Annotated in this window: 23 protein-coding genes; 8 read left to right on the top strand and 15 right to left on the bottom strand. The window is 49.5% G+C overall.

What is annotated here, in order from left to right:
* Positions 1-14: 14 nt before the first annotated feature.
* The 11 genes from atpG to asnC all read right to left on the bottom strand — a co-directional run bounded on the left by atpG (position 15) and on the right by asnC (position 9,620).
* Complete coding sequence (atpG, locus tag FH968_RS06710) at positions 15-878, bottom strand: F0F1 ATP synthase subunit gamma (protein ID WP_139878373.1); 864 nt, start codon at positions 876-878, stop codon at positions 15-17.
* A gap of 50 nt (positions 879-928) precedes the next feature.
* Entirely contained in the window at positions 929-2,470 is a 1,542-nt protein-coding gene (gene atpA / locus FH968_RS06705; RefSeq protein ID WP_139878372.1) for a F0F1 ATP synthase subunit alpha, read from the bottom strand.
* A gap of 12 nt (positions 2,471-2,482) precedes the next feature.
* A complete protein-coding gene (gene atpH / locus FH968_RS06700) occupies positions 2,483-3,016 on the bottom strand; it encodes a F0F1 ATP synthase subunit delta (protein WP_139878371.1) in 534 nt (177 codons plus the stop codon).
* A gap of 14 nt (positions 3,017-3,030) precedes the next feature.
* Entirely contained in the window at positions 3,031-3,501 is a 471-nt protein-coding gene (atpF, locus tag FH968_RS06695) for a F0F1 ATP synthase subunit B (RefSeq protein ID WP_139878370.1), read from the bottom strand.
* Positions 3,502-3,562: 61 nt separating this feature from the next.
* Entirely contained in the window at positions 3,563-3,802 is a 240-nt protein-coding gene (gene atpE, locus FH968_RS06690) for a F0F1 ATP synthase subunit C (RefSeq protein ID WP_004393045.1), read from the bottom strand.
* Between the two features lie 48 nt (positions 3,803-3,850).
* Positions 3,851-4,669: a F0F1 ATP synthase subunit A gene (gene atpB / locus FH968_RS06685; RefSeq protein ID WP_139878369.1), complete on the bottom strand. Its 819-nt coding sequence runs from the start codon at positions 4,667-4,669 to the stop codon at positions 3,851-3,853.
* An 8-nt stretch (positions 4,670-4,677) separates the two neighbouring features.
* Positions 4,678-5,058: a F0F1 ATP synthase subunit I gene (atpI, locus tag FH968_RS06680; protein ID WP_139878368.1), complete on the bottom strand. Its 381-nt coding sequence runs from the start codon at positions 5,056-5,058 to the stop codon at positions 4,678-4,680.
* A 618-nt stretch (positions 5,059-5,676) separates the two neighbouring features.
* Positions 5,677-6,300, bottom strand: coding sequence for a 16S rRNA (guanine(527)-N(7))-methyltransferase RsmG (gene rsmG, locus FH968_RS06675; RefSeq protein ID WP_139878367.1), 624 nt, complete (start codon positions 6,298-6,300; stop codon positions 5,677-5,679).
* Positions 6,301-6,359: 59 nt separating this feature from the next.
* Positions 6,360-8,249, bottom strand: a complete 1,890-nt coding sequence (gene mnmG / locus FH968_RS06670; protein WP_139878366.1) for a tRNA uridine-5-carboxymethylaminomethyl(34) synthesis enzyme MnmG — start codon at positions 8,247-8,249, stop codon at positions 6,360-6,362.
* 372 nt (positions 8,250-8,621) lie between these two features.
* Complete coding sequence (gene mioC, locus FH968_RS06665) at positions 8,622-9,071, bottom strand: FMN-binding protein MioC (RefSeq protein WP_139878365.1); 450 nt, start codon at positions 9,069-9,071, stop codon at positions 8,622-8,624.
* A gap of 90 nt (positions 9,072-9,161) precedes the next feature.
* The gene (gene asnC, locus FH968_RS06660; RefSeq protein ID WP_124025046.1) at positions 9,162-9,620 is read right to left on the bottom strand and encodes a transcriptional regulator AsnC; all 459 of its coding nucleotides are present in this window, start codon (positions 9,618-9,620) and stop codon (positions 9,162-9,164) included.
* Between the two features lie 156 nt (positions 9,621-9,776).
* Here asnC and asnA point away from each other — a divergent pair, with 156 nt between their 5' ends.
* Entirely contained in the window at positions 9,777-10,769 is a 993-nt protein-coding gene (asnA, locus tag FH968_RS06655; protein ID WP_139878364.1) for an aspartate--ammonia ligase, read from the top strand.
* A 3-nt stretch (positions 10,770-10,772) separates the two neighbouring features.
* On the opposite strand, the gene viaA is transcribed toward asnA, so the two are convergent.
* Together viaA and ravA are read right to left on the bottom strand one after the other, a co-directional pair.
* On the bottom strand, positions 10,773-12,224 hold the full coding sequence (gene viaA / locus FH968_RS06650; RefSeq protein ID WP_139878363.1) for an ATPase RavA stimulator ViaA: 1,452 nt from the start codon (positions 12,222-12,224) through the stop codon (positions 10,773-10,775).
* The gene (gene ravA / locus FH968_RS06645) at positions 12,224-13,717 is read right to left on the bottom strand and encodes an ATPase RavA (RefSeq protein WP_139878362.1); all 1,494 of its coding nucleotides are present in this window, start codon (positions 13,715-13,717) and stop codon (positions 12,224-12,226) included. The genes viaA and ravA overlap by 1 nt, the downstream gene beginning before the upstream one ends.
* A gap of 225 nt (positions 13,718-13,942) precedes the next feature.
* Here ravA and kup point away from each other — a divergent pair, with 225 nt between their 5' ends.
* The 7 genes from kup (at position 13,943) to rbsR (ending at position 21,818) form a co-directional block, all read left to right on the top strand.
* Positions 13,943-15,811 carry a low affinity potassium transporter Kup gene (kup, locus tag FH968_RS06640; protein WP_139878361.1) on the top strand — a complete coding sequence of 623 codons (1,869 nt, stop codon included), beginning with the start codon at positions 13,943-13,945 and terminating at the stop codon, positions 15,809-15,811.
* Between the two features lie 191 nt (positions 15,812-16,002).
* Positions 16,003-16,422 (top strand): D-ribose pyranase, encoded by a 420-nt coding sequence (gene rbsD, locus FH968_RS06635; RefSeq protein ID WP_139878360.1) that lies wholly within the window; start codon positions 16,003-16,005, stop codon positions 16,420-16,422.
* Positions 16,423-16,429: 7 nt separating this feature from the next.
* Complete coding sequence (gene rbsA / locus FH968_RS06630; protein WP_139878359.1) at positions 16,430-17,944, top strand: ribose ABC transporter ATP-binding protein RbsA; 1,515 nt, start codon at positions 16,430-16,432, stop codon at positions 17,942-17,944.
* On the top strand, positions 17,941-18,906 hold the full coding sequence (rbsC, locus tag FH968_RS06625) for a ribose ABC transporter permease (RefSeq protein WP_139878358.1): 966 nt from the start codon (positions 17,941-17,943) through the stop codon (positions 18,904-18,906). Before rbsA ends, rbsC begins: the two co-directional genes overlap by 4 nt.
* A gap of 28 nt (positions 18,907-18,934) precedes the next feature.
* Positions 18,935-19,822 (top strand): ribose ABC transporter substrate-binding protein RbsB, encoded by an 888-nt coding sequence (gene rbsB / locus FH968_RS06620; protein ID WP_139878357.1) that lies wholly within the window; start codon positions 18,935-18,937, stop codon positions 19,820-19,822.
* 71 nt (positions 19,823-19,893) lie between these two features.
* Positions 19,894-20,823: a ribokinase gene (gene rbsK, locus FH968_RS06615; RefSeq protein ID WP_139878356.1), complete on the top strand. Its 930-nt coding sequence runs from the start codon at positions 19,894-19,896 to the stop codon at positions 20,821-20,823.
* Positions 20,824-20,825: 2 nt separating this feature from the next.
* Positions 20,826-21,818: a ribose operon transcriptional repressor RbsR gene (gene rbsR / locus FH968_RS06610; protein WP_139878355.1), complete on the top strand. Its 993-nt coding sequence runs from the start codon at positions 20,826-20,828 to the stop codon at positions 21,816-21,818.
* On the opposite strand, the gene mdtD is transcribed toward rbsR, so the two are convergent.
* Positions 21,815-23,197 carry a multidrug transporter subunit MdtD gene (gene mdtD / locus FH968_RS06605; RefSeq protein ID WP_139878354.1) on the bottom strand — a complete coding sequence of 461 codons (1,383 nt, stop codon included), beginning with the start codon at positions 23,195-23,197 and terminating at the stop codon, positions 21,815-21,817. The genes rbsR and mdtD overlap by 4 nt on opposite strands.
* Before the next feature lie 43 nt (positions 23,198-23,240).
* Positions 23,241-23,939 (bottom strand): FadR/GntR family transcriptional regulator, encoded by a 699-nt coding sequence (locus FH968_RS06600; protein WP_139878353.1) that lies wholly within the window; start codon positions 23,937-23,939, stop codon positions 23,241-23,243.
* Between the last annotated feature and the right edge of the window lie 238 nt (positions 23,940-24,177).

Genomic DNA, 24,177 nt, shown 5'->3' with positions numbered 1-24,177 from the left:
ATACGTAAACCTGGTTATACCGCGGAAGCGCCACCGACGATTTCGGTGAGTTCCTGAGTAATGCTGGCCTGACGAGCTTTGTTGTATACCAACTGCAGCTCTTTAATCAGGCTGCCGCCATTGTCGGTAGCGGCTTTCATCGCCACCATACGTGCGGCCTGCTCGCTGGCCAGGTTTTCTACGACGCCCTGATAAACCTGAGATTCCACATAACGGCGCAACAAGGTGTCCAGCAGCGCTTTAGGATCAGGTTCATACAGATAATCCCAGGATTTCTTCTTCAACTCGCCGTCATCTGCTGGCGGTAACGGCAGCAGTTGGGTGAGGGTAGGAACCTGAGACATTGTGTTAATAAATTTGTTGCTGACAACATACAGCTTGTCCAGACGGCCTTCATCGTAAGCCTGCAACATCACTTTCACCGGGCCAATCAACTCGGACAGGGAAGGGTAATCACCCATACCAGTCACCTGAGCAACAATATTGCCGCCTACAGAGTTGAAGAAAGAAACGCCCTTAGAGCCGATCATTGCGATTTCGCTTTGAACGCCTTTATCGGACCACTCTTTCATGTCAGCCAGCAGCTTTTTGAACAAGTTAATGTTCAAGCCACCACACAGACCACGGTCAGTGGACACCACCAGGTAGCCCACGCGTTTGACTTCGCGTTCATCCAGGTAAGGGTGTTTGTATTCAAGATTACCCAGAGCAAGGTGACCAATCACTTTACGCATGGTATCTGCGTAAGGACGGCTGGCTGCCATGCGTTCCTGCGTTTTACGCATTTTGGACGCGGCGACCATTTCCATTGCTTTGGTGATCTTCTGCGTGTTCTGGACGCTTGCGATCTTACTACGTATCTCTTTTGCGCCGGCCATGAGCTTCTCCTCAATGCCTTGCGGCTTGCCCTAAGACAAGCCGCCAGACTTTACCAGGACTGAGTTGCTATGAAGGAATCGAGGATGCCTTTCAGCTTGCCTTCGATTTCATCGTTATAGCCACCAGATTGGTTGATTTCTTGCATCAGTGGAGCATGGTCACGGTCAACATAAGCCAGCAGAGCGGCTTCGAAGCTACCGATTTTAGCCAGTTCCACATCTTCGAGGTAACCACGTTCAGCAGCGAACAGAACCAGAGACTGCTGCGCAACAGACATCGGCGCATACTGTTTCTGTTTCAGAAGCTCGGTCACTTTCTGACCGTGGCTCAATTGCTTACGGGTCGCATCGTCAAGGTCAGATGCAAACTGAGAGAACGCAGCCAGTTCACGATACTGTGCCAGAGCGGTACGAATACCACCGGACAGTTTTTTCATGATCTTGGTCTGAGCTGCACCACCAACACGAGATACGGAGATACCCGGGTTAACCGCAGGACGAATACCGGCGTTAAACAGGTTGGATTCCAGGAAGATCTGACCATCGGTAATAGAAATTACGTTGGTCGGAACAAACGCGGAAACATCACCAGCTTGAGTTTCGATAATCGGCAGAGCTGTCAGGGAACCGGTTTGACCTTTCACTTCACCTTTAGTGAATGCTTCAACGTAGTCGGCGTTTACACGCGCAGCACGTTCCAGCAAACGGGAGTGAAGATAGAAAACGTCGCCTGGATAAGCTTCACGACCTGGTGGACGACGAAGCAGCAGGGAAATCTGACGGTAAGCAACAGCCTGTTTAGACAGGTCATCATAAACGATCAGTGCGTCTTCGCCGCGGTCACGGAAGTATTCACCCATTGCGCAACCGGAGTACGGTGCCAAGTATTGCAGTGCAGCAGATTCTGATGCAGTTGCAACAACAACGATGGTGTTTGCCAGTGCGCCGTGCTCTTCCAGTTTACGAACCACGTTAGAAATGGTGGACGCTTTCTGGCCGATAGCCACATAGATACATTTGATGCCGGAATCACGCTGGTTGATGATGGCATCAATCGCCAGAGCAGTTTTACCTGTCTGACGGTCACCGATGACCAGTTCACGCTGGCCACGACCGATTGGGATCATGGCATCAACGGACTTATAGCCTGTCTGCACAGGTTGGTCTACGGATTGGCGTTCGATAACGCCTGGTGCGATCGCTTCAACAGCTGAGAAGCCGTCATGGTCCAGAGGACCTTTACCGTCGACGGGTGCACCCAAGGTGTTCACCACACGACCCAGCAGGCCACGGCCAACTGGTACTTCAAGAATACGGCCAGTACACTTAACTTTCATGCCTTCGGCAAGGTCAGCGTACGGACCCATTACTACTGCACCTACAGAGTCGCGCTCGAGGTTCAGTGCAATGGCGTAACGGTTTCCCGGCAGGGAAATCATCTCACCCTGCATTACATCGGCCAGGCCATGTACGCGGATGATACCGTCACTTACAGAAACAATTGTACCTTCGTTGTGAGCTTCACTCACAACACTGAACTGAGCAATGCGCTGCTTGATCAGTTCGCTGATTTCGGTGGAATTCAGTTGCATGCTCCAGTCCCCTTAAGACTGCAAGACGTCTGTCAGGCGATCCAGACGGCCGCGTACGCTGCCATCAATGACCATATCACCCGCACGGATAATGACACCTGCCATTACAGACTTATCGATTTTGCAATTCAGCTTAACTTTGCGTGACAGACGTTTTTCCATCGCGGCGCTGATTTTCGAAAGCTGGGCTTCGTTTAACGCGCTAGCAGAAGTCACTTCGACTTCAACTGTAGCCTCGCGGGCTGCACGCAGTTGAACGAATTGCTCAAGTACATCAGGAAGAACCCTCAAACGACCGTTTTCAGCCATCACCTTAATCAGGTTCTGGCCGTTGGCGTCTAACTGGTCACCACAAATAGAGATAAACGACTGAGAGAGCGTTTCCGGAGCTAAAGCACCAGAAAGAAGCTCTACCATTTGTTCGTTTTTAGACACCTCGGCGGCGAAAGCTAGCATGGACTGCCAGTTATCAATGCTTTGGTGTTCGACGGCAAAGTCAAAAGCTGCTTTGGCGTAGGGGCGAGCTACAGTTACAAATTCAGACATCAGCCCCTCCCTCCTTACAGTTCAGCGACCAGTTTATCAACGATGTCGCTGTTAGCAGCTTCATCCACGGAACGTTCAATGATCTTCTCGGCACCAGCAATAGCCAGCAGAGCCACTTGCTTACGCAGTTCTTCACGAGCGCGTTTACGCTCTGCGTCGATTTCTGCCTGAGCCTGTGCAACGATTTTGTCACGTTCCTGCTCTGCCTCTGTCTTCGCTTCGTCAAGGATCTGAGCACGGCGTTTGTTTGCCTGTTCAATGATCACTTGAGCTTCGACTTTAGCTTTTTTCAGCTGGTCGGTCGCGTTGGCCTGTGCAAGGTCAAGGTCCTTATGTGCACGTTCTGCAGAAGCGAGACCGTCAGCAATTTCTTTTTGACGTTTCTCGATGGCTGCCATTAATGGCGGCCATACGTACTTCATACAGAACAGAACAAACAGGACAAACGCGATGGCCTGGCCGAGGATTGTTGCGTTAAGATTCACAGCACAATGCCTCTTTGTTAGTTAACGTTCTGATATTGCTAAAGATATTCAGCAATGCTTACTACGCGACGGCGAACATCACGTACAGACCCAGACCAACAGCGATCATCGGGATAGCATCCACCAGACCCATAACGATAAAGAACTGAGTACGCAGCAGAGGAATCAGATCAGGTTGACGCGCTGCGCCTTCCAGGAATTTTCCACCGAGGATGCCGATACCGATCGCCGCACCGATTGCCGCAAGGCCCATCATAATCGCGGCAGCCATGTACAGCAGATCCATATTCAGGTTTTCCATGACAGTCTCCAGTTTGTTTCAGTTAAAACGCAGTAGTGGTAAGTAAAATCAATGCTCTTCAGATGCCATCGACAGATAGACAATCGTCAGAACCATGAAAATGAAGGCTTGCAGCGTAATGATCAGGATGTGGAAAATGGCCCAAGGCACACTCAGAATCCACTGTGACCACCACGGCAACAGACCAGCAATCAGAATGAAAATCAATTCACCGGCATACATGTTGCCGAACAGTCGCAGACCAAGTGATATAGGCTTGGATAGCAGGCTTACCCCTTCAAGGATTAAGTTGAACGGAATAAATGCCCAGTGATTGAACGGCTGCAGCGTCAGCTCTTTCGTGAAGCCGCCAATGCCTTTCATTTTGATGCTGTAGAAAAGAATCAGGATAAACACGCCAAGCGCCATAGATAGCGTGATGTTCACGTCCGCAGACGGCACCACACGCAGGGCTGGCAAGCCAAAGATGTGTTCGCCGATAAACGGCAGGAAATCGATTGGCAACAAGTCCATCATGTTCATCAGTAATACCCAGACAAACACTGTCAGGGCAAGCGGAGCAATGACCTTGCTTTTGCCATGGTACATGTCTTTGACACTGTCATTAACAAAGCCGATTACCAACTCAACTGCTGTCTGGAATTTACCTGGTACACCACTGGTAGCCGTTTTTGCTACTTTACGGAACAGAACCAGGAACAAGAGACCCAAGACCACTGAGAAAAACATGGAGTCAATATTGAGCGTCCAGAAGGTGGCCGGGGGGTTATGCGGATCCACCAGCGAGAAAGTACGCAGGTCCAGCTGAAGGTTATTCAGATGGTGGCCTATATACTCCTGCGGTGTAGAGATTTCTCCTGCAGACATGATGCCTCTTACCCTTTGTTGTTAATTACAGCTGGTGCGAGTATCTGCACAACCAGCACCGAAACCCACGTCACAATAAGCGGCAACAAGACCGCCTTAAAACCAGCCAACGCCACCACCAGTATGGTAAAGCTCGCAATCACCTTCAACACTTCGCCAATAGCGAAGGTCCAGGCCATGCGGCCTTTTGACGGTGTGTGCACCTGGTGACGCCAGGCGAAATTCATAAATATTGCATTTGGCAACCAGGCTGCCAAGCCTCCGCCAAAAGCAGAAGCACCCCATGTGAGGTCTTTGAGGCAAAACAGCAATCCAATTGCTATCAGTGCAAGTAGCTGAAGGAACAGAAGCTTACGAGCAACGTTTCTACTCAATAGCGACATAGACATGGCGTATCCTAACTCCTGCTCCCTTCGGGGTATGTCGCGCTGGTATAAAACTGCCTTTACGACTTTGAGTCAAGCCTCAAAAAGCGAGCAAATTATACGGTGCGCCCCCGTGATTTCAAACAATAAGTAGCAAAAAGGTGAACAAATGTTTAAATATTTTCCTGCGCACTTATTTTTCAACTTTTGCTGAATACGGGTTATTTTCCTAAAAAGCGTCAACAACCGAAATAGCCGCATAATAAAGCGTGCACTAGATCACAAATCAAACATCTCATAGCCATTATGAATTTGTCTGTCTCATAAAGTGCGAAACACAGATGTCTGATAAATAAGCTGATTACTGTCTACTCTTTTTAAAATAACTCGAAACACCATTAAAACATTTCATTGACATTTTTATTAATATTTTAACAACCATATCAGTCTGATTTCTGCATAATATTTAGCAGGGTTATATTTTCATAGTTGACTACTTTCAAAAACAATAATGCTCTTGGCGTTAACATTACTGTGATTAAAAGTTAAATTTACGTTAAATGTAACCAGAAGTGTCAGTGTTTTCCGGTTGTATTTTTAACGTTAAAGAAACAATCCTTTTTCGCCTTTTTTTGATAAATATTAATTTTTGTTTGTCTTAATCATCACCAAATGGCGTTCACCATCAAGCTCAGGCACCTGTAAACGAATCACTTCTTCAACACTAAAGCTCGCAGGCAACACTGCTATTTCATCATCCGGGCGTAAACCCTTGAGTGCATAGAAGCGGCCATTCTCAGCTGGCAAGTGCTTACACCAGGTAACCATGTCGGTAAGAGAAGCAAAAGCACGGCTGATCACACCATCAAAAGGCGGTTCTGCCGGGAACTCTTCCACACGACTCTGAACCGGCGTGATGTTTTCAAGGTGAAGCTCATGTTGAACCTGCCGCAGGAAGCGAACACGCTTACCTAAGCTATCCAGTAACGTGAAATGAGAGTCAGGACGAACAATCGCCAACGGAATGCCCGGTAATCCAGGTCCGGTACCAACATCGATAAAACGCGACCCCTGCAAATGCGGCTCCACGACAATACTGTCGAGGATATGGCGCACCAACATTTCCTCGGGACGACGCACAGAGGTCAGGTTATACGCTTTGTTCCACTTATGGAGCAGTTCAATATATCCCACCAGCTGCTGTTTCTGGTTTTCCGGCAGCGTAATGCCCGCGCTTTCCAGCAGGCGATTCAGTTTGTTAAGCACGGCAATCAATACCCATCAAAAAAACGGGCCAGGAATTCCTGGCCCTGAAAATATGTGAATCAGGCACTACGACGTAGCAGGCCTTGTTTTTTTAACCAGACTAACAGAATGGAAATCGCCGCAGGGGTAACCCCTGAAATACGCGATGCTTGCCCAATTGAGACTGGTTTATGATCGTTAAGCTTAGCGATCACTTCATTAGAAAGACCACTAACTTGTTGATAATCTAGCGTTGCTGGCAACAACGTATTTTCGTTACGTTGCTGTTTTTCAATCTCTTCTTGCTGACGCGCGATATAGCCTTCGTATTTGACCTGAATTTCTACCTGCTCCGCAGATTGTGGATCTTCAAGTCCTGGCGCGAATACGGACAATTGCATCATCTCAGCATAGGTCATTTCTGGCCGACGCAGCAGATCTTCGCCGTTTGCTTCACGCGAAAGTGGCGCACTCAGTTTCGCATTCACTTCCTCAACACTTTCAGAGTGTGGATGCAGCCAGATGTCTTTCAAACGCTGACGTTCGCGCTCAATGCTTTCGAGTTTTTCGTTGAAACGCGCCCAACGTTCATCATCCACCAGGCCCATTTCACGGCCTGCAGCGGTTAAACGCAAATCGGCGTTGTCTTCACGCAGCATCAGGCGATATTCAGCGCGAGAGGTGAACATGCGGTACGGTTCTTTGGTACCGAGAGTACAAAGATCATCAACCAGCACGCCCAGATAAGCTTGATCACGGCGTGGAGCCCAACCCTCTTTCTCAGCAGAGAAACGCGCTGCGTTTAGACCTGCCAACAGGCCTTGTGCTGCAGCTTCTTCGTAACCGGTGGTGCCGTTAATTTGGCCCGCGAAGAACAGCCCTTGGATATATTTACTTTCCAGTGTCGGTTTGAGATCACGAGGATCGAAGAAATCGTATTCGATAGCGTAGCCCGGACGCACGATCTTCGCGTTCTCCATGCCTTCCATCGAACGAACGATCTGCATTTGAACATCAAACGGTAAGCTGGTGGAGATGCCGTTCGGATAAATTTCGTTGCTGGTTAGCCCTTCAGGCTCAAGGAAAATTTGATGCTGGTTACGGTCAGCAAAACGCATCACTTTGTCTTCAATTGACGGGCAATAACGTGGGCCAATCCCTTCGATAATGCCTGCGTACATAGGGCTGCGATCGAGGTTGTTACGAATCACGTCATGCGTTTTTTCGTTGGTGTGCGTGATGTAACACGGTACTTGCGTAGGATGTTGATTCACATTCCCCATGAACGAGAACACAGGCGTCGGGTTATCACCATGCTGTTGGGCAAGTACGCTAAAATTGATGGTACGAGCGTCGATACGTGGAGGTGTGCCTGTTTTCAGGCGGCTGACACGAAGTGGCAGTTCACGCAAGCGACGCGAAAGCGAAATAGACGGCGGATCGCCTGCACGGCCACCGCTGTAGTTATCCAGACCGATATGAATTTTGCCATCCAGGAAAGTCCCTACGGTCAGTACCACGGATTTAGCGCGGAACTTCAGGCCCATTTGTGTGACAGCACCAACGACACGATCGTTCTCGACAATCAGATCCTCAACCGCCTGTTGGAAGATCATCAGGTTTGGCTGGTTTTCCAGTGCAGTACGTACCGCCTGGCGATACAGCACACGGTCAGCCTGAGCACGAGTTGCCCGTACAGCAGGCCCTTTGCTCGCGTTTAGTATCCTAAACTGGATACCTGCCTGATCGATAGCTTTCGCCATCAAACCGCCCAGTGCGTCCACTTCTTTAACCAGATGTCCCTTGCCAATACCGCCGATAGCAGGGTTACAAGACATTTGTCCCAGCGTATCGATATTGTGTGTCAGGAGAAGGGTCTGCTGACCCATCCGTGCAGCGGCCATAGCAGCCTCGGTGCCTGCATGACCCCCGCCAATGATGATGACGTCAAAAGGATCTGGATAAAACATGGTACTGCCTCACGGTTTTGCAAATGGGGGATGACTGATTCCCAGAGTTGGCGATTCTACTTAACTTTAGCCTTTCGAGAAAGCATGGGGATCGTCGGTAATTAAAAGAAGATCTTTTTTATTTAAAGATCTCTTTATTATGATCTCTTATTAGGATCGGCATGTTCTGTGGATAACCGCTTTTATGGTAAAGAGATCAATTGATTAAGAAGGATCGTTAGCTGTGAATGAACGGTGATCCCACAACGTATAAGCTGGGATCAAAAGCGGTACTTATGCACAACTCAAAAAGTGTACAGGAGTTGTTATGGGGATAAACACTGCTTAACCCAAGCTTTTAAGCATACTTATACACAGATAAAAGTGAGATCTTTACAAATCTTGGAGTAAATTCTTCCATGATCCGACCCAAACCTCGGCTGGATCTTCAGGAATATCGTGATCAAGGATGTTCACTTTCAATAAAGAGCCCACTCTTTTAGCGCCACATTCCGTCAGAAGGGTGTCCAGTTTCTCAATTGCACCGCAAAAAGTGTCGTATTCACGACTACCAATCCCGACAGCACCATAATGAAGAGCACTTAGATCCGGACGTTGTTCATCTATTGCATCAAACAACGGTTGCAGGTTGTCTGGAAGATCCCCAGCACCATGTGTCGAGGAGACAATTAGCCAGATTCCGCTGGTTTGCAGCTCTTCAAACTGTGGACCATGTAGCGTTTGGGTAGAAAAACCCGCTTCATCCAGCTTTTCAGCTAAATGTTCAGCCACATATTCGGCACTGCCCAGGGTACTGCCGCTAATCAGAGTAATGTCTGTCATTGCGATCCCAACTTTTCGAAACGACGGGCATTGTACGCTGTGTAAGGCCTGCGATCTACCTGTGGATAATATGGGTATTAAAAATAACCGTCAGGGCTTAATTGTACGCATGATCGGGTTCTGGAGGGAGATCAGTGTTTCCGTGGACTGAATTTCATCAATTGTTTGGATCTTGTTGATAAGTACTTGCTGGAGTGCATCGATAGATCGACACATCACCTTAATAAAGATGCTGTAGTGGCCCGTGGTGTAATACGCCTCGGTGACTTCTTCCAGGCTTTCGAGTTTTGCCAGTGCGGAAGGGTAGTCTTTTGCACTCTTTAATATGATGCCGATAAAGCAGCAAACGTCGTAACCCAACTGCTTTGGGCTGATGTCTATTCGTGCACCGGTAATAATTCCTGCCTGCTTCATCTTCTCTACGCGAACGTGAATGGTGCCGGGGCTTACGCCAAATTGTTTGGCAAGTTCAGCATAAGCAGTACGTGCATTTGCCATTAATGCTTCGAGAATGCCGCGATCGAGATTGTCGATCTGATAATTATCCATCACTTTTTCCTATGATTAATAACGATAGTTCATCTTTTATAGCCTTAAATTAGTCGATTAAAAACAGCTAAGGCTTTTTTATTGTTGATTATTGAATGTTATGCCGTGTTTGTTGCTTAATCATCGTCAGTAAAACAACACAATAAAGAGAAAGCCATGAAAACTGCCTACATCGCTAAACAACGCCAGATTAGTTTTGTTAAGTCCCACTTCTCCCGTCAGTTGGAAGAAAAGCTTGGTCTTATGGAAGTCCAGGCCCCAATTCTTAGCCGCGTGGGAGATGGTACTCAGGACAATCTGTCTGGTTGCGAAAAAGCGGTGCAGGTTAAGGTGAAAACCTTGCCGGATGCGCAGTTTGAAGTGGTGCATTCGCTGGCCAAATGGAAAAGAAAAACACTCGGTCAGCACGACTTCAGCGCGGGCGAAGGGATTTACACGCACATGAAAGCTCTTCGCCCCGATGAAGACCGTCTAACCCCAATTCACTCTGTGTATGTTGATCAGTGGGATTGGGAGCGCGTTATGGGTGAGGGAGAGCGTCATCTCGGAACGCTAAAGCAAACTGTTGAAAGCATCTGGGCTGCAATGAAAGCCACAGAAGCCGCAGTTAGCGAGCAATATGGTTTGACACCTTCTCTACCGGAACAGATCCATTTTGTTCACAGTGAAGAGTTACAACAGCGTTTCCCGGATTTAGATGCTAAAGGTCGCGAACGTGCGATTGCAAAAGAGTTGGGTGCTGTTTTCCTGATTGGTATTGGCGGCAAGCTGGCAGATGGTAAGCGTCATGATGTTCGTGCACCAGATTACGATGACTGGTCAACTCGCAGCCCAGGTGATTTCAAAGGCTTGAACGGCGACATTATAGTGTGGAACTCGGTGCTGGAAGACGCGTTTGAGCTTTCTTCTATGGGGATCCGCGTGGATGCCGAAGCACTAAAACGCCAGCTGGCTGTGACCAATGATGAAGATCGTCTGCAACTTGAATGGCACCAGTCACTGTTGAAGGGCGAAATGCCGCAAACTATCGGTGGCGGTATCGGTCAGTCTCGTTTGGTTATGCTGATGCTACAACAGCCTCACATCGGCCAGGTTCAGTGCGGCGTGTGGCCTTCTGAAGTCCACACTAAGGTTGAATCACTGCTGTAAGAATTAACGCCGCCAGCGACGCAGCAGGCGGCTACGCATCCCGGTATCAAAGCGCCAGATATGATCGAATATGCGCATAATGCCGGGTTTGCCATGTCCGGACATGGCAACAGCATGAAAACGGTGCTGGTGGATACGCTGTAGATCCTTCACCTGAGTCACCACTTCATCTGGTAAGCGCTGGGCAATAAAGTCAGAAATCACCACTGCATCAGCATCATGCCATTCGCTTCCCTGCATTTTTTCCGCAATTGCCCGAAAACAGCTGGCGAGATCAGTGCCGCCGCGAAAGCGCTGGCTCAGAAAACGAATCGCTTGTTCAATGCCATCCGCACCACAGACCTCGTAGCGCACAACTTCGCTGGAAAACAGCATAATGAAGCAGCGGCGGTTATCTGCCAGGGCCACGCGCATCAGGGCCAGGCAGAAGGCTTTGGCGCATTGCTCGTTAAAGCCTCCCATGGAACCTGACGTATCGACGCAAACAATAAACGGCCCACGAGGTTGCTCATCAAAATCCTGATGAACAACAGGACGTTCGATGACTTTCTCGCGCCAGGAATCACCGTGCAGACGATAAGTCAGCAGTTGTTTTTCCACCAGCCGACGATAGAACTCAAATTCCAGCTCGCTAATGCCAAGCGTTGCCAGTTCCGGAGGTAACAAACGCAGAATGTCATCGCTACGTTGTAGACCGTCGACTTGCTCTGGCACCGTTGCGGGCTCACGTACCATCATGCGCCAGGTTTCGGTGGGGGCGTCCTTTCGCGGCACCGCTTTGGCTTCTTTAGAACGACCTAGCTGCTCGGCGAGTTTCAACAATTCAGGCTGACTGGCAAGAAAATCACCGTACTGGACAATAAGCTGGTAATCGCCACGTTTAAGCGAGCCCGCGCTCATATCCCACAACCGACCTGCAGCGTTATCACTGTCCACCAGAACCGGTTCAAGTTGGCCGCTTAATGCCAGACGCTGCTGAACTTCAGCCAAAAGTTGATCTCGCTCGTCTTCCAGCAATTGTTGGTTAAGCGATGTGGTCTGCACTACCAGGCTAAGACGCCAGCGTTGCAGAAACAGCGTTTGCTGCGCAGGCGTCAGGCGAGGGGTTTCAGCCACCAGCGTTTGTGCTTGTCCATAAAACGGGGAGTCGACACTTTTCAGCAGACCTAAAATTTCAGGAAGTTTTGCGGATAACTGGCTGGTGGTGAGTAGTTGGCTTTCCCGATAACACAGAACTTCGCGGGCTAATTCTTGGGGGACGTTAGTATCGTGTAATCGGGCTTTGAGTAACTCTCGCCAGCGTGGGATGTCTTTCGCCACAGCTTTTTTTAGGCGCGGGAATTTTTCAAAAAACACTGCCAACTGCGGGGCAGTCAGCAGTGTGATAATTATCCCTTCAATTAATTCACCCTCGCTAATGGCAAGGATGACATCGAGTGCTTCAACGCTGAGCATTAATGGCGCGCCTGTTTAATTTGTTCTGCCACGTCTTGCAGGCTGGCTTCAATCTTCCCTAGCCATTCGTTATGGATAAACAGGCATTTTTGCTGATCGTTAAAAAGTTCATGCTGCTGGTGGAGAGTGGATTCCAGATCGTCGAATTGCTGTTTGATCTCCTCAGGCATCCCTTGCTGTTGTTTGCCAGGCATAACCAGGCGCGTGCCTTGCAGGCTAATATCACGTAGAACCAGATGTTGGCTGCTATCGACTTCCATATTCAATACTTGGGCAAAGCCAATCCCGTTGAGTTTGCCACGCAGTTCTCCTCCTTTTATTAGCCATTGCGCACAGGCTTCACGAGAGATAGATACGTGGATAACTTCGATATCGTGCAGTTTCAGCGGCTGCTGGAGTAGTAACGTTAGCGTTTCACCAGCCAAATAATCTGGTAACTGGTATTGCGGGCGACGGATAAACATCCCACCTTGTTTGGTCACGGTGATAGCTTCACGGTCGCTATGCTGTTGTTGCAATTGGATTCGACGCTGAACAATTGCACCCAATTTGCTGAGTATCGCGTGTTGTTGCCAGGCGTGTCCGGTCATCAATACTTCCAACTGGTGTTGCATCAGATTCATGGCTGCGCTGTCATGCCACAGGCAATCTTTTAGCAGGATCAAATCAATAGGAGCAACGGTACTGCGGCCATTAAAGAAGGCGCTGGCTTGCAGTAGGCGAATGGCTTTCTTCCAGCGGCGGTCAGAAACATAAGGTGCGCCTGGAGCGTTTTCGAGCTGTTGACGTAGCGTGAAGATCAGCTCAAAGACGTTATCCGGCAGCGCAACAGTGCCAATTTCCTGCTGCCATTTGAAATATTCATCGTCGGTGACTTGCAGATTTTCAGGAACCGGATTGTGGTTCTCATCATGCTGACTGGTTAGCATTGAACGGAAATTGCCTTTGTCCTGCACTTTGTCGAGCCACAGGCGAATCAGCATGCGGTCATACAGCGCTTCCAGGCTGCTGTCTGCCTCTGGAAGTTCGTTGGAGGCTGCCACCAGCAAACGCATTGGGATTTTTTCTTCGTAGGCTCCGTTACGGAAACGGCGTTCATTTATGGCGGTTAGCAGAGTGTTCAGAATGGCAGGGCCCGCCTTCCAGATTTCATCGAGAAAGACGATTTCAGCTTCCGGCAGATAACCGGCGGTCAGACGCTCATAGCGGCCTTCATCTTTTAGGGCCTGAATTGATAACGGGCCAAACACTTCTTCAGGCGTGGAGAAGCGTGTCATCAAGTATTCAAAGGCACGGGCATGCTGGAATGCAAACTTCAGGCGGCGGGCAATCAAACTCTTAGCGATACCCGGCGGGCCAAGCAAGAAAACACTTTCGCCGCTCAACGCTGCCAATAGACAAAGACGCACCGCGTGCTGCCGTTCAAACAATCCTTTTTCCAGTGCCTGGCTAAGTCGTGAAATTCTTTCAGCCAATAAATGTGATTGAGCCATAATTAGCGTTGCATCCTTACGCGGTTATCACTAAGCAGTATCGCGAGTATATCGTTCATCTACATTATCGTTAATGGTTTGATGAGCGGCTCTTTTTTCCCTGACATAAGTTAAGCCTGGTGTATTTAGGGGTACGATTTACTTGATTATCGTGCATACTGTGCGCCTTTTTGTGGGCCAAGGGACTAAGCACACGCTTTCGGGATTCCAACAAAAGATTAGTCTATGAGCGCTGATAATAAACAATCATTGCCTGCGATAACGCTGGCTGCAATTGGGGTGGTATACGGTGATATCGGTACTAGCCCGCTTTATACCCTTCGTGAATGTCTGTCTGGTCAATTTGGGTTTGGCGTAGAACGCGACGCCGTATTCGGTTTTTTGTCTTTGATTTTTTGGTTGTTGATCTTAGTCGTCTCTATTAAATATCTGACCTTTGTTATGCGTGCGGATAACGCAGGCGAAGGGGGTATTTTGACGCTAATGTCTTTGGCTGGGCGAAATACGTCGGCGAAAATGACGTCGGTGCTGGTGATCATGGGATTGATCGGCGGCAGCTTCTTCTATGGCGAGGTAGTCATCACCCCGGCAATATCGGTTATGTCGGCCATTGAAGGGCTTGAGATAGCTGCACCGCAACTCGATGCCTATATCGTTCCGCTGTCGATAGCGGTACTGACTCTGCTGTTTATGATTCAGAAACACGGGACCGGCCTGGTGGGCAAACTGTTTGCTCCAGTCATGCTGTTGTGGTTCCTGGTGCTGGCCGTTTTAGGTGCGCGCAGTATCATGGCGAACCCTGAAGTCCTTCAGGCGCTGAACCCTGCATGGGCGGTGCATTTCTTCCTCGAATACAAAACAGTTTCGTTCTTTGCTCTGGGCGCTGTGGTGCTCTCTATTACGGGCGTCGAAGCGTTGTATGCGGATATGGGGCACTTCGGTAAGTTCCCAATTCGTATTGCGTGGTTCTCAGTAGTTCTGCCATCACTGGTGCTGAACTATTTTGGCCAGGGAGCGTTGTTGCTTAAAACCCCTGAAGCCATTAAGAACCCGTTCTTCTTGTTGGCTCCAGACTGGGCGCTAATTCCGCTGATGATTCTGGCGACACTGGCAACGGTTATCGCTTCTCAGGCGGTAATTTCAGGCGTGTTCTCACTGACTCGCCAGGCTGTGCGTTTGGGTTATCTGTCGCCAATGCGCATCATCCACACTTCGGAAATGGAATCCGGCCAGATTTATGTTCCAGCTATTAACTGGATCCTCTACATCTCTGTGGTGATTGTGATTATCGGCTTTGAGCACTCCAGTAATCTGGCTGCGGCCTACGGGATTGCGGTGACCGGCACCATGGTGCTGACGTCTATTCTCTCTTGTACCGTTGCGCGTAAAAACTGGCACTGGAACAAAATTGGTGTGGTGTTGATGGGGATTGGCTTCCTGTGTATCGACATTCCACTATTCTCAGCAAACGCCGTCAAAATCTTCTCCGGTGGTTGGCTGCCGCTTAGCCTGGCGCTGGTGATGTTTGTCATCATGACAACCTGGAAAAGCGAGCGTTTCCGCCTGCTGCGCCGTATGCATGAGCATGGAAACTCACTGGAAGCGATGATTGCCTCGCTGGAAAAATCGCCGCCGGTACGCGTCCCAGGAACAGCGGTTTATATGTCCCGCGCACTGAACGTGATTCCTTTTGCGATGCTGCACAACCTTAAGCACAACAAAGTGTTGCATGAGCGCGTGGTGCTGCTGACGCTGCGAACCGAAGATGCGCCATACGTTCATAATGTTAAGCGTGTGACTATTGAACAGCTTTCGCCAACCTTCTGGCGTGTGGTAGCAAGCTACGGCTGGCGTGAAACACCAAACGTCGAAGAGGTGTTCCACCGATGCGGTCTGGAAGGGCTTAGCTGTCGAATGATGGAGACATCGTTCTTTATGTCGCACGAGTCGCTTATCATCGGCAAACGGCCGTGGTATTTGCGGTTGCGTGGCAAGCTATTCCTGGCTCTGCAACGCAACGCCTTACGCGCGCCTGACCAATTCGAAATTCCGCCAAACAGGGTTATCGAGTTAGGAACGCAAGTCGAGATTTAACACCAATGCCTCTTCAGTCGAAGGGGCATTTTTTCATCTGCCAGATGTACGCGCTCTCATTTCTCCGTTTTGAACCAGAACAGCGAAACGTTTCGATGCTGATCACACTTCTGTAACTCGCTGGTTGTTTTACCACCACAACATTTCCTACACTTTATCTCAGCGAAACGTTTCGCTAGTGGAGTAAGAAAATGAAGAAAGGCACAGTTCTCAACGCTGATATCTCGTCCGTTATATCCCGTCTTGGCCACACCGACACACTGGTGATTGCCGATGCTGGGTTGCCCATTCCACGCAACACACCGCGTATTGATTTGGCTCTGACTCACGGCGTACCGGGTTTTATGCAGGTCGTTGAAGTCGTAACACAAGAGATGCAGGTTGAAGCCGTGATCTTAGCTTCGGAAATTAAACAACATAATCCCCAACTCCACGAAACGTTGCTCAGCTACATCGAGCAACTGCAACAACACCAGGGAAACACCATTTCTATTCGTTACATCAGTCACGAGCAGTTCAAGCAACACACCGCCGATAGTCAGGCGGTTATTCGCAGCGGGGAGTGTTCCCCGTATGCGAATATCATTCTCTGTGCTGGCGTGACCTTCTGAGGCCGGCATGGAAACGTTACTGCAATTAAAAGGGATTGATAAATCGTTCCCTGGCGTAAAAGCCCTTTCTGGCGCTGCGCTGAATGTTTACCCAGGCCGCGTGATGGCGCTGGTGGGCGAAAACGGTGCGGGAAAATCCACCATGATGAAAGTGCTGACCGGCATTTATCAACGTGATGCGGGTTCGCTGTTATGGCTTGGCAAAGAAACGACTTTCAATGGCCCTAAATCCTCACAGGAAGCGGGGATCGGTATCATTCACCAGGAACTCAACCTGATTCCGCAGCTTAGCATTGCGGAAAACATCTTCCTTGGCCGTGAATTCGTAAACCGCTTTGGCAAAATCGACTGGAAAACGATGTATGCCGAGGCTGATAAATTACTAGCAAAGCTGAATTTGCGCTTTAACAGCCAACGGCTGGTGGGCGATTTGTCGATTGGCGATCAACAGATGGTCGAAATCGCAAAGGTTCTGAGCTTCGAGTCGAAAGTCATCGTCATGGATGAACCTACCGATGCGCTGACTGATACTGAAACAGACTCTTTATTCCGTGTTATCCGCGAGCTGAAAGCTCAGGGGCGCGGCATTGTTTATATTTCCCACCGTATGAAAGAGATCTTCGAGATTTGCGATGACGTAACCGTGTTCCGCGATGGGCAGTTTATTGCCGAGCGTGAAGTCGTGACGCTGACAGAAGATTCGCTGATTGAAATGATGGTCGGGCGCAAACTCGAAGATCAATATCCTCGTCTGGATAAAGAACCTGGTGAAACTCGCCTGCGTGTCGACAACCTTTCAGGTCCTGGCGTACATGACGTCAGCTTCACTTTGCGTAAAGGTGAAATTCTCGGTGTTGCGGGTTTGATGGGCGCTGGTCGCACCGAATTAATGAAAGTGCTTTATGGCGCATTGCCGCGTACTGGCGGTTATGTTGCTCTGGATGGCCGTGAAGTGGTGACGCGTTCGCCGCAAGATGGTCTGGCAAACGGTATCGTTTATATATCTGAAGACCGTAAGCGCGATGGGCTGGTGCTTGGCATGTCGGTAAAAGAGAACATGTCTCTGACCGCCCTACGCTATTTCAGCCATAAAGCTGGCAGCCTGAAACACAAAGATGAGCAGCAGGCGGTTCAGGACTTTATCCGTTTGTTCAATGTTAAGACTCCGTCAATGGAACAGCCAATTGGTCTGCTTTCTGGTGGTAACCAGCAAAAAGTGGCGATTGCCCGTGGCCTGATGACACGTCCAAAAGTGCTGATTCTTGATGAACCTACTCGCGGCGTGGACGTTGGGGCGAAGAAAGAGATTTATCAATTAATCAATCAGTTCAAAGCCGATGGGTTGAGCATCATCCTTGTTTCGTCTGAAATGCCGGAAGTCCTCGGTATGAGCGATCGAATTATGGTGATGCACGAAGGGCATCTCGGCGGGGAATTTACCCGTGAAGAAGCCACCCAAGAAATCTTAATGGCGGCGGCCGTCGGCAAGCTAAATCGCGTGAATCAGGAGTCTGTAAAATGAGTACCCAGTCTATTCCTACCCGTCGCTGGTTCACTAAAGCGTGGCTGTTAGATCAAAAATCACTTATCGCTCTGCTGGTGCTGATTGCGATTGTGTCGAGCCTTAGCCCGAGCTTTTTCACCGTTAATAACCTGTTTAACATCCTGCAACAAACCTCTGTGAACGCCATTATGGCGGTCGGTATGACGTTGGTCATTTTGACTTCCGGGATCGACCTGTCCGTCGGGTCATTGTTAGCGTTGACCGGAGCGGTGGCCGCTTCGATTGTTGGTTTAGAAGTGAATGCGTTGGTGGCAGTAGCTGGGGCTCTGGCGCTGGGTGCTGCAATCGGGGCCGTGACTGGTGTAATTGTCGCGAAAGGGCGAGTGCAGGCATTTATTGCCACTCTGGTTATGATGCTTCTGCTTCGCGGTGTGACGATGGTGTATACCAACGGCAGCCCGGTAAACACAGGGTTTTCTGATAACGCCGATGTATTTGGCTGGTTTGGTATTGGCCGTCCGCTGGGGATCCCAACACCTGTGTGGATTATGGGCGTTGTATTCCTGGCCGCGTGGTACATGCTGCATCACACGCGTCTGGGTCGTTATATTTATGCGCTGGGTGGTAACGAATCGGCGACACGTCTTTCAGGTATCAGCGTCAATAAAGTCAAAATTATCGTTTACTCACTTTGCGGTCTGCTGGCGTCTTTGGCCGGGATCATCGAAGTGGCGCGCCTTTCTTCTGCACAACCGACAGCAGGTACTGGCTATGAGCTGGATGCCATCGCCGCAGTAGTGCTTGGCGGTACAAGCCTTGCGGGCGGGAAAGGGCGGATTATCGGGACGCTGATCGGTGCGCTGATCCTCGGCTTCCTGAACAACGGGCTGAATTTATTAGGTGTTTCTTCTTATTACCAGATGATCGTCAAAGCAGTGGTTATTTTACTGGCGGTGCTGGTGGACAACAAAAAGCAGTAACAATCATAACCCTACAGGACATCTGACTATGAATATGAAAAAACTGGCTACTCTGGTTTCCGTTGTTGCACTGAGCGCCACGGTCAGCGCCAACGCGATGGCTAAAGATACTATCGCGTTGGTCGTTTCCACGCTGAATAATCCGTTCTTTGTTTCACTAAAAGACGGTGCACAAAAAGAAGCAGACAAACTGGGCTACAACCTGATTGTTCTGGATTCGCAAAATAACCCAGCGAAAGAGCTGGCAAACGTGCAGGATCTGACGGTTCGTGGCACCAAGTTGATGCTTATCAACCCAACTGATTCCGATGCCGTGGGCAATGCGGTGAAAATGGCGAACCAGGCTAAAATCCCTGTGATTACGCTCGACCGTATGGCAAATCAGGGGACGGTGGTCAGCCACATCGCGTCTGATAACGTAGCTGGTGGGAAAATGGCGGGTGACTTCATTGCTAAGAAACTGGGTGAAGGCGCGAAAGTTATCGAATTGCAGGGTATTGCTGGTGCGTCTGCGGCCCGTGAACGTGGTGAAGGTTTCAAACAAGCAACTGCTGCACACAAATTTACCGTTTTGGCCAGCCAGCCAGCTGACTTCGACCGAACTAAAGGTTTGAACGTCATGCAGAACCTGCTGACTGCACATCCTGACGTGCAGGCTGTATTTGCTCAGAACGACGAAATGGCATTGGGTGCACTGCGTGCGCTGCAAACTGCCGGTAAATCTGACGTTCTGGTCGTTGGCTTCGATGGCACCGCTGATGGTGTGAAAGCCGTAGAGAATGGCAAGTTGGGCGCGACAGTTGCCCAAATGGCTGACCAAATCGGTGTTATCGGTGTAGAAACGGCCGACAAAGTATTGAAAGGCGAGAAAGTCGACTCCAAGATCCCGGTTGACCTGAAGCTGGTTACAAAATAAGCCAATAATAGAAAAGCAGGGCAACGCGCCACTCTGGCTCTGGAGTGGCGCACTTAACTGGACTGATAAAAATGAAAACTAAAGGTAATCTCGTCGTCCTTGGTAGCATTAATGCTGACCATATCCTTAACCTCGAACACTTTCCAACACCGGGTGAAACGGTAACCGGGCAAGAGTATCAGGTGGCTTTTGGCGGGAAAGGTGCGAACCAGGCAGTAGCTGCCGGACGCAGCGGCGCAGACATTGCCTTTATTGCCTGCGTGGGCGACGACGATACCGGCAGCCGCGTCTGCAAGCAGTTAATCAGCGACAAAATCGACACATCTCCAATCAGTACTATCAAAGATGCTTCAACTGGCGTTGCGCTGATCTTTGTTAATAGTGCTGGGGAAAACGTTATTGGTATTCATGCCGGTGCGAACGGAGCATTAACGCCCGCGCTTGTGGCGGAGCAGAATCAAAAAATCGCACAGGCATCTGCGCTTTTAATGCAGCTAGAGTCACCGCTGGAAAGTGTGCTGGCCGCAGCAAAAATAGCCCATCAGAACAAAACCAAAGTGGTGCTCAATCCTGCACCTGCTTGTGAGCTATCCGACGAACTGCTCGGGCTGGTGGATATGATCACCCCAAATGAAACCGAAGCGGAAAAACTGACTGGCGTGCGGGTCGAAAATGACGCCGATGCGGCAGTTGCGGCTCAAGCACTTCACGCGAAAGGGATTGCAACCGTCATTATTACTCTGGGTAGCCGTGGTGTTTGGCTGAGTGAAAATGGTAAAGGGCAGCGCGTGCCTGGCTTTAAGGTAAAAGCTGTGGATACCATCGCCGCTGGTGATACTTTTAATGGTGCGTTGGTCACAGCATTACTAGAAGATAAACCTATGGCCGATGCGGTTCGCTTTGCGCATGCTGCTGCCGCTATTGCCGTGACTCGTAAAGGTGCACAGCCTTCCGTGCCGTGGCGTCATGAAATTGACGAGTTTTTGCAACAGCAAGGATAATCATGGCCACCATGAAAGATGTCGCGAAAATGGCAGGAGTTTCGACTTCTACTGTATCGCACGTCATTAATAATGACCGTTTCGTGAGTGATACCGTTCGGGCAAAGGTCGATGCGGCAATCAAAACGCTTAACTATGCCCCCTCCGCACTGGCCCGCAGCCTCAAGCTCAATCAAACGCATACTATTGGAATGTTAATCACCGCCAGTAGTAACCCGTTTTATTCGGAATTGGTGCGAGGCGTTGAACGAAGCTGTTTTGAACGTGGTTATAGCTTGGTGCTGTGTAATACCGAAGGCGATGAGCAACGTATGAATCGCAATCTGGAGACGTTGCTGCAAAAGCGCGTCGACGGACTTTTGTTGTTGTGTACCGAAACCCATCTTCCTTCGCCAGCCATTATGAGCCGCTATCCTTCTATTCCAACAGTCATGATGGACTGGGCACCTTTTGAAGGCGAAAGCGACGTCATTCAGGATAATTCGTTACTGGGGGGCGAGACTGCCACGCAGTATCTTATTGATAATGGATATACCCGTATCGCCTGCATTGCTGGCCCACAGGATAAAACACCCGCTCGATTGCGCCTCGAAGGTTATAGAAACGCAATGAACCGTGCAGGGCTGCTTATTCATAAAGGTTATGAAATCATTGGCGACTTTGAGTTTCAGGGCGGATTCACTGCCATGAATTCACTTCTTGCACTGGAACAACCACCGCATGCTGTATTTACCGGTAATGATGCAATGGCTGTAGGCGCCTATCAGGCGTTGTATCAGGCAGAATTGAAAGTCCCGCAAGATATGGCCGTGGTGGGTTATGACGATATCGAACTCGCGCGCTATATGACGCCACCGCTTACCACTATTCACCAGCCTAAAGATGAACTGGGTGAGTTGGCCGTTGATGTATTGATACATCGAATGGCACAACCCACATTGGATCAACAGCGCCTGTTTCTGACACCAGAGTTGGTGGTGCGTGGCTCGGTCTAGCGTTTAATCATGTTGCGCCCATCTTTAGGGTGCAACAGCAAGAAGACCAAAGCTGAAACCAACGTTACTGCGCCCATCGTCAGGAACGTATAATGGAACTGCTCGACGGTATTAATACTTTCGATACCCTCATATAGACGAAGTACCGCAGCACTCATCGCAACACCAAGACTGATAGAAAGCTGCTGTGTCACGGCCAATACGCTGTTACCGCTGCTGGCATTTTCATCGGTGAGGTCGGCAAGCGTAATGGTGTTCATCGCTGTGAATTGCGTGGACATCGCCATTCCCAGAATAAACAACGGTAATATCAGTAGCCATACTTCCATACCCGGTGATTGCAATGAGAATTGTCCAATCAGCAAGCCGATAACCAGCGTGACACCGACCAACGTTTTTCTATAGCCCAGACGGCGCAATATTTGTGTGACGGTTGATTTCGCCAGCAGTGAGCCCATCGCTGTCGGTGCCATCATGCACCCGGCGATCAACGCGGAATAACCAAAACCGACCTGCAGCATTAAAGGCATAAGGAAGGGAACACAACCGGTTCCGAGTCGTGAGGCAAGATTCCCCACAATCCCTATAGAGAAGGTTCGTGTGCGAAACATAGGGAGGGCGATAAGAGGCGTCGGGTGTCTGCGCGCATGCCAAATATAAGTTGCCAGAAGAAGGAGGCCGCCGAGAATAGTCAAGATGCCTATATAGCTGGCAACGATACGCTCGCCGAACAACTCCATCCCGCTTGAGATAAGCACCAGGCTTAAACCAAATAAAAGAAAACCCGTCATATCAAAGCTACGGCGCGGAGTCGTAAAGTTCGGCATGTATTTGCGAGCGTAGATAAGCCCGAGAATGCCAATAGGTATATTAATGAGGAAAATCCAGTGCCAGCTCGCCCATGTAACCAAAACACCGCCAAGAAGCGGGCCTAAGATTGGGCCAACAAGTCCTGGCATGGTGACGAAGTTTAAAACCGGTAATAACTCACTGCGTGGATAGGCGCGTAATAATGCCAGGCGGGCAACCGGCATCATCATCGCACCACCAATCCCTTGTATTACTCGAAACACAACCAATTGGGTTAGTGAGTCTGACATCGCGCAAGCAAACGAGCCGAGAGTAAAGAGGGATACTGCGATCATAAACACGCGACGAGTGCCAAAGCGGTCGGCGAGCCAGCCGCTGACCGGGATCAACATAGCAACGGTAAGGGTGTAACTGATAATCGCGGATTGCATTGCCAGCGGTGAGTGCCCAAGACTTTTGGCAATTGCGGGTAACGCAGTGTTCAGAATCGTGGCATCCAGTGCCTGCATAAAGAAAGCCATCGCCGCAATCCACGGTAACCCAGCCATACTACGAGCAGTTTTGGTCATTTTTATCCTGATGTTTTAACGCATCCAGGAAATGTGCGACCACTTACCCGTGGGCGAAAGGTTCTTTTAACAATGCCTGGCCCGCGATTAATGCGGCCTGGCTGTCACCCAAGGTAATGGCATCAACGATTGCCTGATGCAAATCGAGCTTAATAACTTCGTTATTGGTTATCGCGGTAAAGTAATTGTAATAAATAGAACGGAATAAGTTAGCGAAAGAACAAAGGAAAGGGTTACCACTCATTGCATAGATTTGTTCGTGGTAAGCCATATCGACTTCTATCCAACGTTGCCGGTCAAATGCGCCTTTCAGCTTTACCATCTCCGACATCTTCTCATTAAGAAATGCTCTCTGCTCTTGAGTGCCGTTTATAGCGGCCATCGCACAGGCTTGAGGTTCCAGGCTATTGCGCATAACAAGGAAGTACTCCACCACGTCATTAAAGTTTTCCTCAGTCATCCACCAGGTCAGCAGTTCCTTATCCAGGAAGTTCCAATGGCTGCGAGGCATAACGCGCGTGCCAATACGCGGGCGAGGTAAAACCATTCCTTTTGCTGTTAATGTCTTTACCGCTTCTCGTACAGCTGTGCGACTAACACCGAAGAGCTCACCCAATTCAATTTCACCAGGCAAGATGCTGCCAGCTTCGTACTCACCCTTAAGAATGCGTTGTGCTAGTTTTTCCGCAAGAACATAGGAAAGGTTCTTTTGAGCCGCGAGTTGTTGAGCTGATAGAGACATAAATACAATTCCTGTAGCGTTGCTTCTATTAGTAGTATGCCACCAGGTCTCCTTTTCTGATGCTTAAAACAGCAAATATCCCGTGCTACATTACTTTTTCAGTGGTTTTGGCGAAAAAAAAGACGCTTGGTAATTTGTTTGCAATAAACGCTTGTCAGCTTCCAGAAAATCCCTATACTGCGCCTCCACTGACACGGCACAACGGCTTACAAACCGGCCCGTCAGCCAGATGAAAAGC

Origin of the sequence: Buttiauxella sp. B2, assembly GCF_006376615.1 — a bacterium.
In the GTDB taxonomy this organism is placed as follows: domain Bacteria; phylum Pseudomonadota; class Gammaproteobacteria; order Enterobacterales; family Enterobacteriaceae; genus Buttiauxella.
This window is presented reverse-complemented; position numbering and strand designations above follow the sequence as displayed.

What these genes read in the sequence shown, in the direction of transcription:
- atpG (WP_139878373.1), bottom strand. Translation starts at nt 878, where the DNA reads ATGGCCGGCGCAAAAGAGATACGTAGTAAGATCGCAAGCGTCCAGAAC.
- atpA (WP_139878372.1), bottom strand. Translation starts at nt 2,470, where the DNA reads ATGCAACTGAATTCCACCGAAATCAGCGAACTGATCAAGCAGCGCATT.
- atpH (WP_139878371.1), bottom strand. Translation starts at nt 3,016, where the DNA reads ATGTCTGAATTTGTAACTGTAGCTCGCCCCTACGCCAAAGCAGCTTTT.
- atpE (WP_004393045.1), bottom strand. Translation starts at nt 3,802, where the DNA reads ATGGAAAACCTGAATATGGATCTGCTGTACATGGCTGCCGCGATTATG.
- atpB (WP_139878369.1), bottom strand. Translation starts at nt 4,669, where the DNA reads ATGTCTGCAGGAGAAATCTCTACACCGCAGGAGTATATAGGCCACCAT.
- atpI (WP_139878368.1), bottom strand. Translation starts at nt 5,058, where the DNA reads ATGTCTATGTCGCTATTGAGTAGAAACGTTGCTCGTAAGCTTCTGTTC.
- mnmG (WP_139878366.1), bottom strand. Translation starts at nt 8,249, where the DNA reads ATGTTTTATCCAGATCCTTTTGACGTCATCATCATTGGCGGGGGTCAT.
- mioC (WP_139878365.1), bottom strand. Translation starts at nt 9,071, where the DNA reads ATGACAGACATTACTCTGATTAGCGGCAGTACCCTGGGCAGTGCCGAA.
- asnC (WP_124025046.1), bottom strand. Translation starts at nt 9,620, where the DNA reads ATGGATAATTATCAGATCGACAATCTCGATCGCGGCATTCTCGAAGCA.
- asnA (WP_139878364.1), top strand. Translation starts at nt 9,777, where the DNA reads ATGAAAACTGCCTACATCGCTAAACAACGCCAGATTAGTTTTGTTAAG.
- viaA (WP_139878363.1), bottom strand. Translation starts at nt 12,224, where the DNA reads ATGCTCAGCGTTGAAGCACTCGATGTCATCCTTGCCATTAGCGAGGGT.
- ravA (WP_139878362.1), bottom strand. Translation starts at nt 13,717, where the DNA reads ATGGCTCAATCACATTTATTGGCTGAAAGAATTTCACGACTTAGCCAG.
- kup (WP_139878361.1), top strand. Translation starts at nt 13,943, where the DNA reads ATGAGCGCTGATAATAAACAATCATTGCCTGCGATAACGCTGGCTGCA.
- rbsD (WP_139878360.1), top strand. Translation starts at nt 16,003, where the DNA reads ATGAAGAAAGGCACAGTTCTCAACGCTGATATCTCGTCCGTTATATCC.
- rbsA (WP_139878359.1), top strand. Translation starts at nt 16,430, where the DNA reads ATGGAAACGTTACTGCAATTAAAAGGGATTGATAAATCGTTCCCTGGC.
- rbsC (WP_139878358.1), top strand. Translation starts at nt 17,941, where the DNA reads ATGAGTACCCAGTCTATTCCTACCCGTCGCTGGTTCACTAAAGCGTGG.
- rbsB (WP_139878357.1), top strand. Translation starts at nt 18,935, where the DNA reads ATGAATATGAAAAAACTGGCTACTCTGGTTTCCGTTGTTGCACTGAGC.
- rbsK (WP_139878356.1), top strand. Translation starts at nt 19,894, where the DNA reads ATGAAAACTAAAGGTAATCTCGTCGTCCTTGGTAGCATTAATGCTGAC.
- rbsR (WP_139878355.1), top strand. Translation starts at nt 20,826, where the DNA reads ATGGCCACCATGAAAGATGTCGCGAAAATGGCAGGAGTTTCGACTTCT.
- mdtD (WP_139878354.1), bottom strand. Translation starts at nt 23,197, where the DNA reads ATGACCAAAACTGCTCGTAGTATGGCTGGGTTACCGTGGATTGCGGCG.
- FH968_RS06600 (WP_139878353.1), bottom strand. Translation starts at nt 23,939, where the DNA reads ATGTCTCTATCAGCTCAACAACTCGCGGCTCAAAAGAACCTTTCCTAT.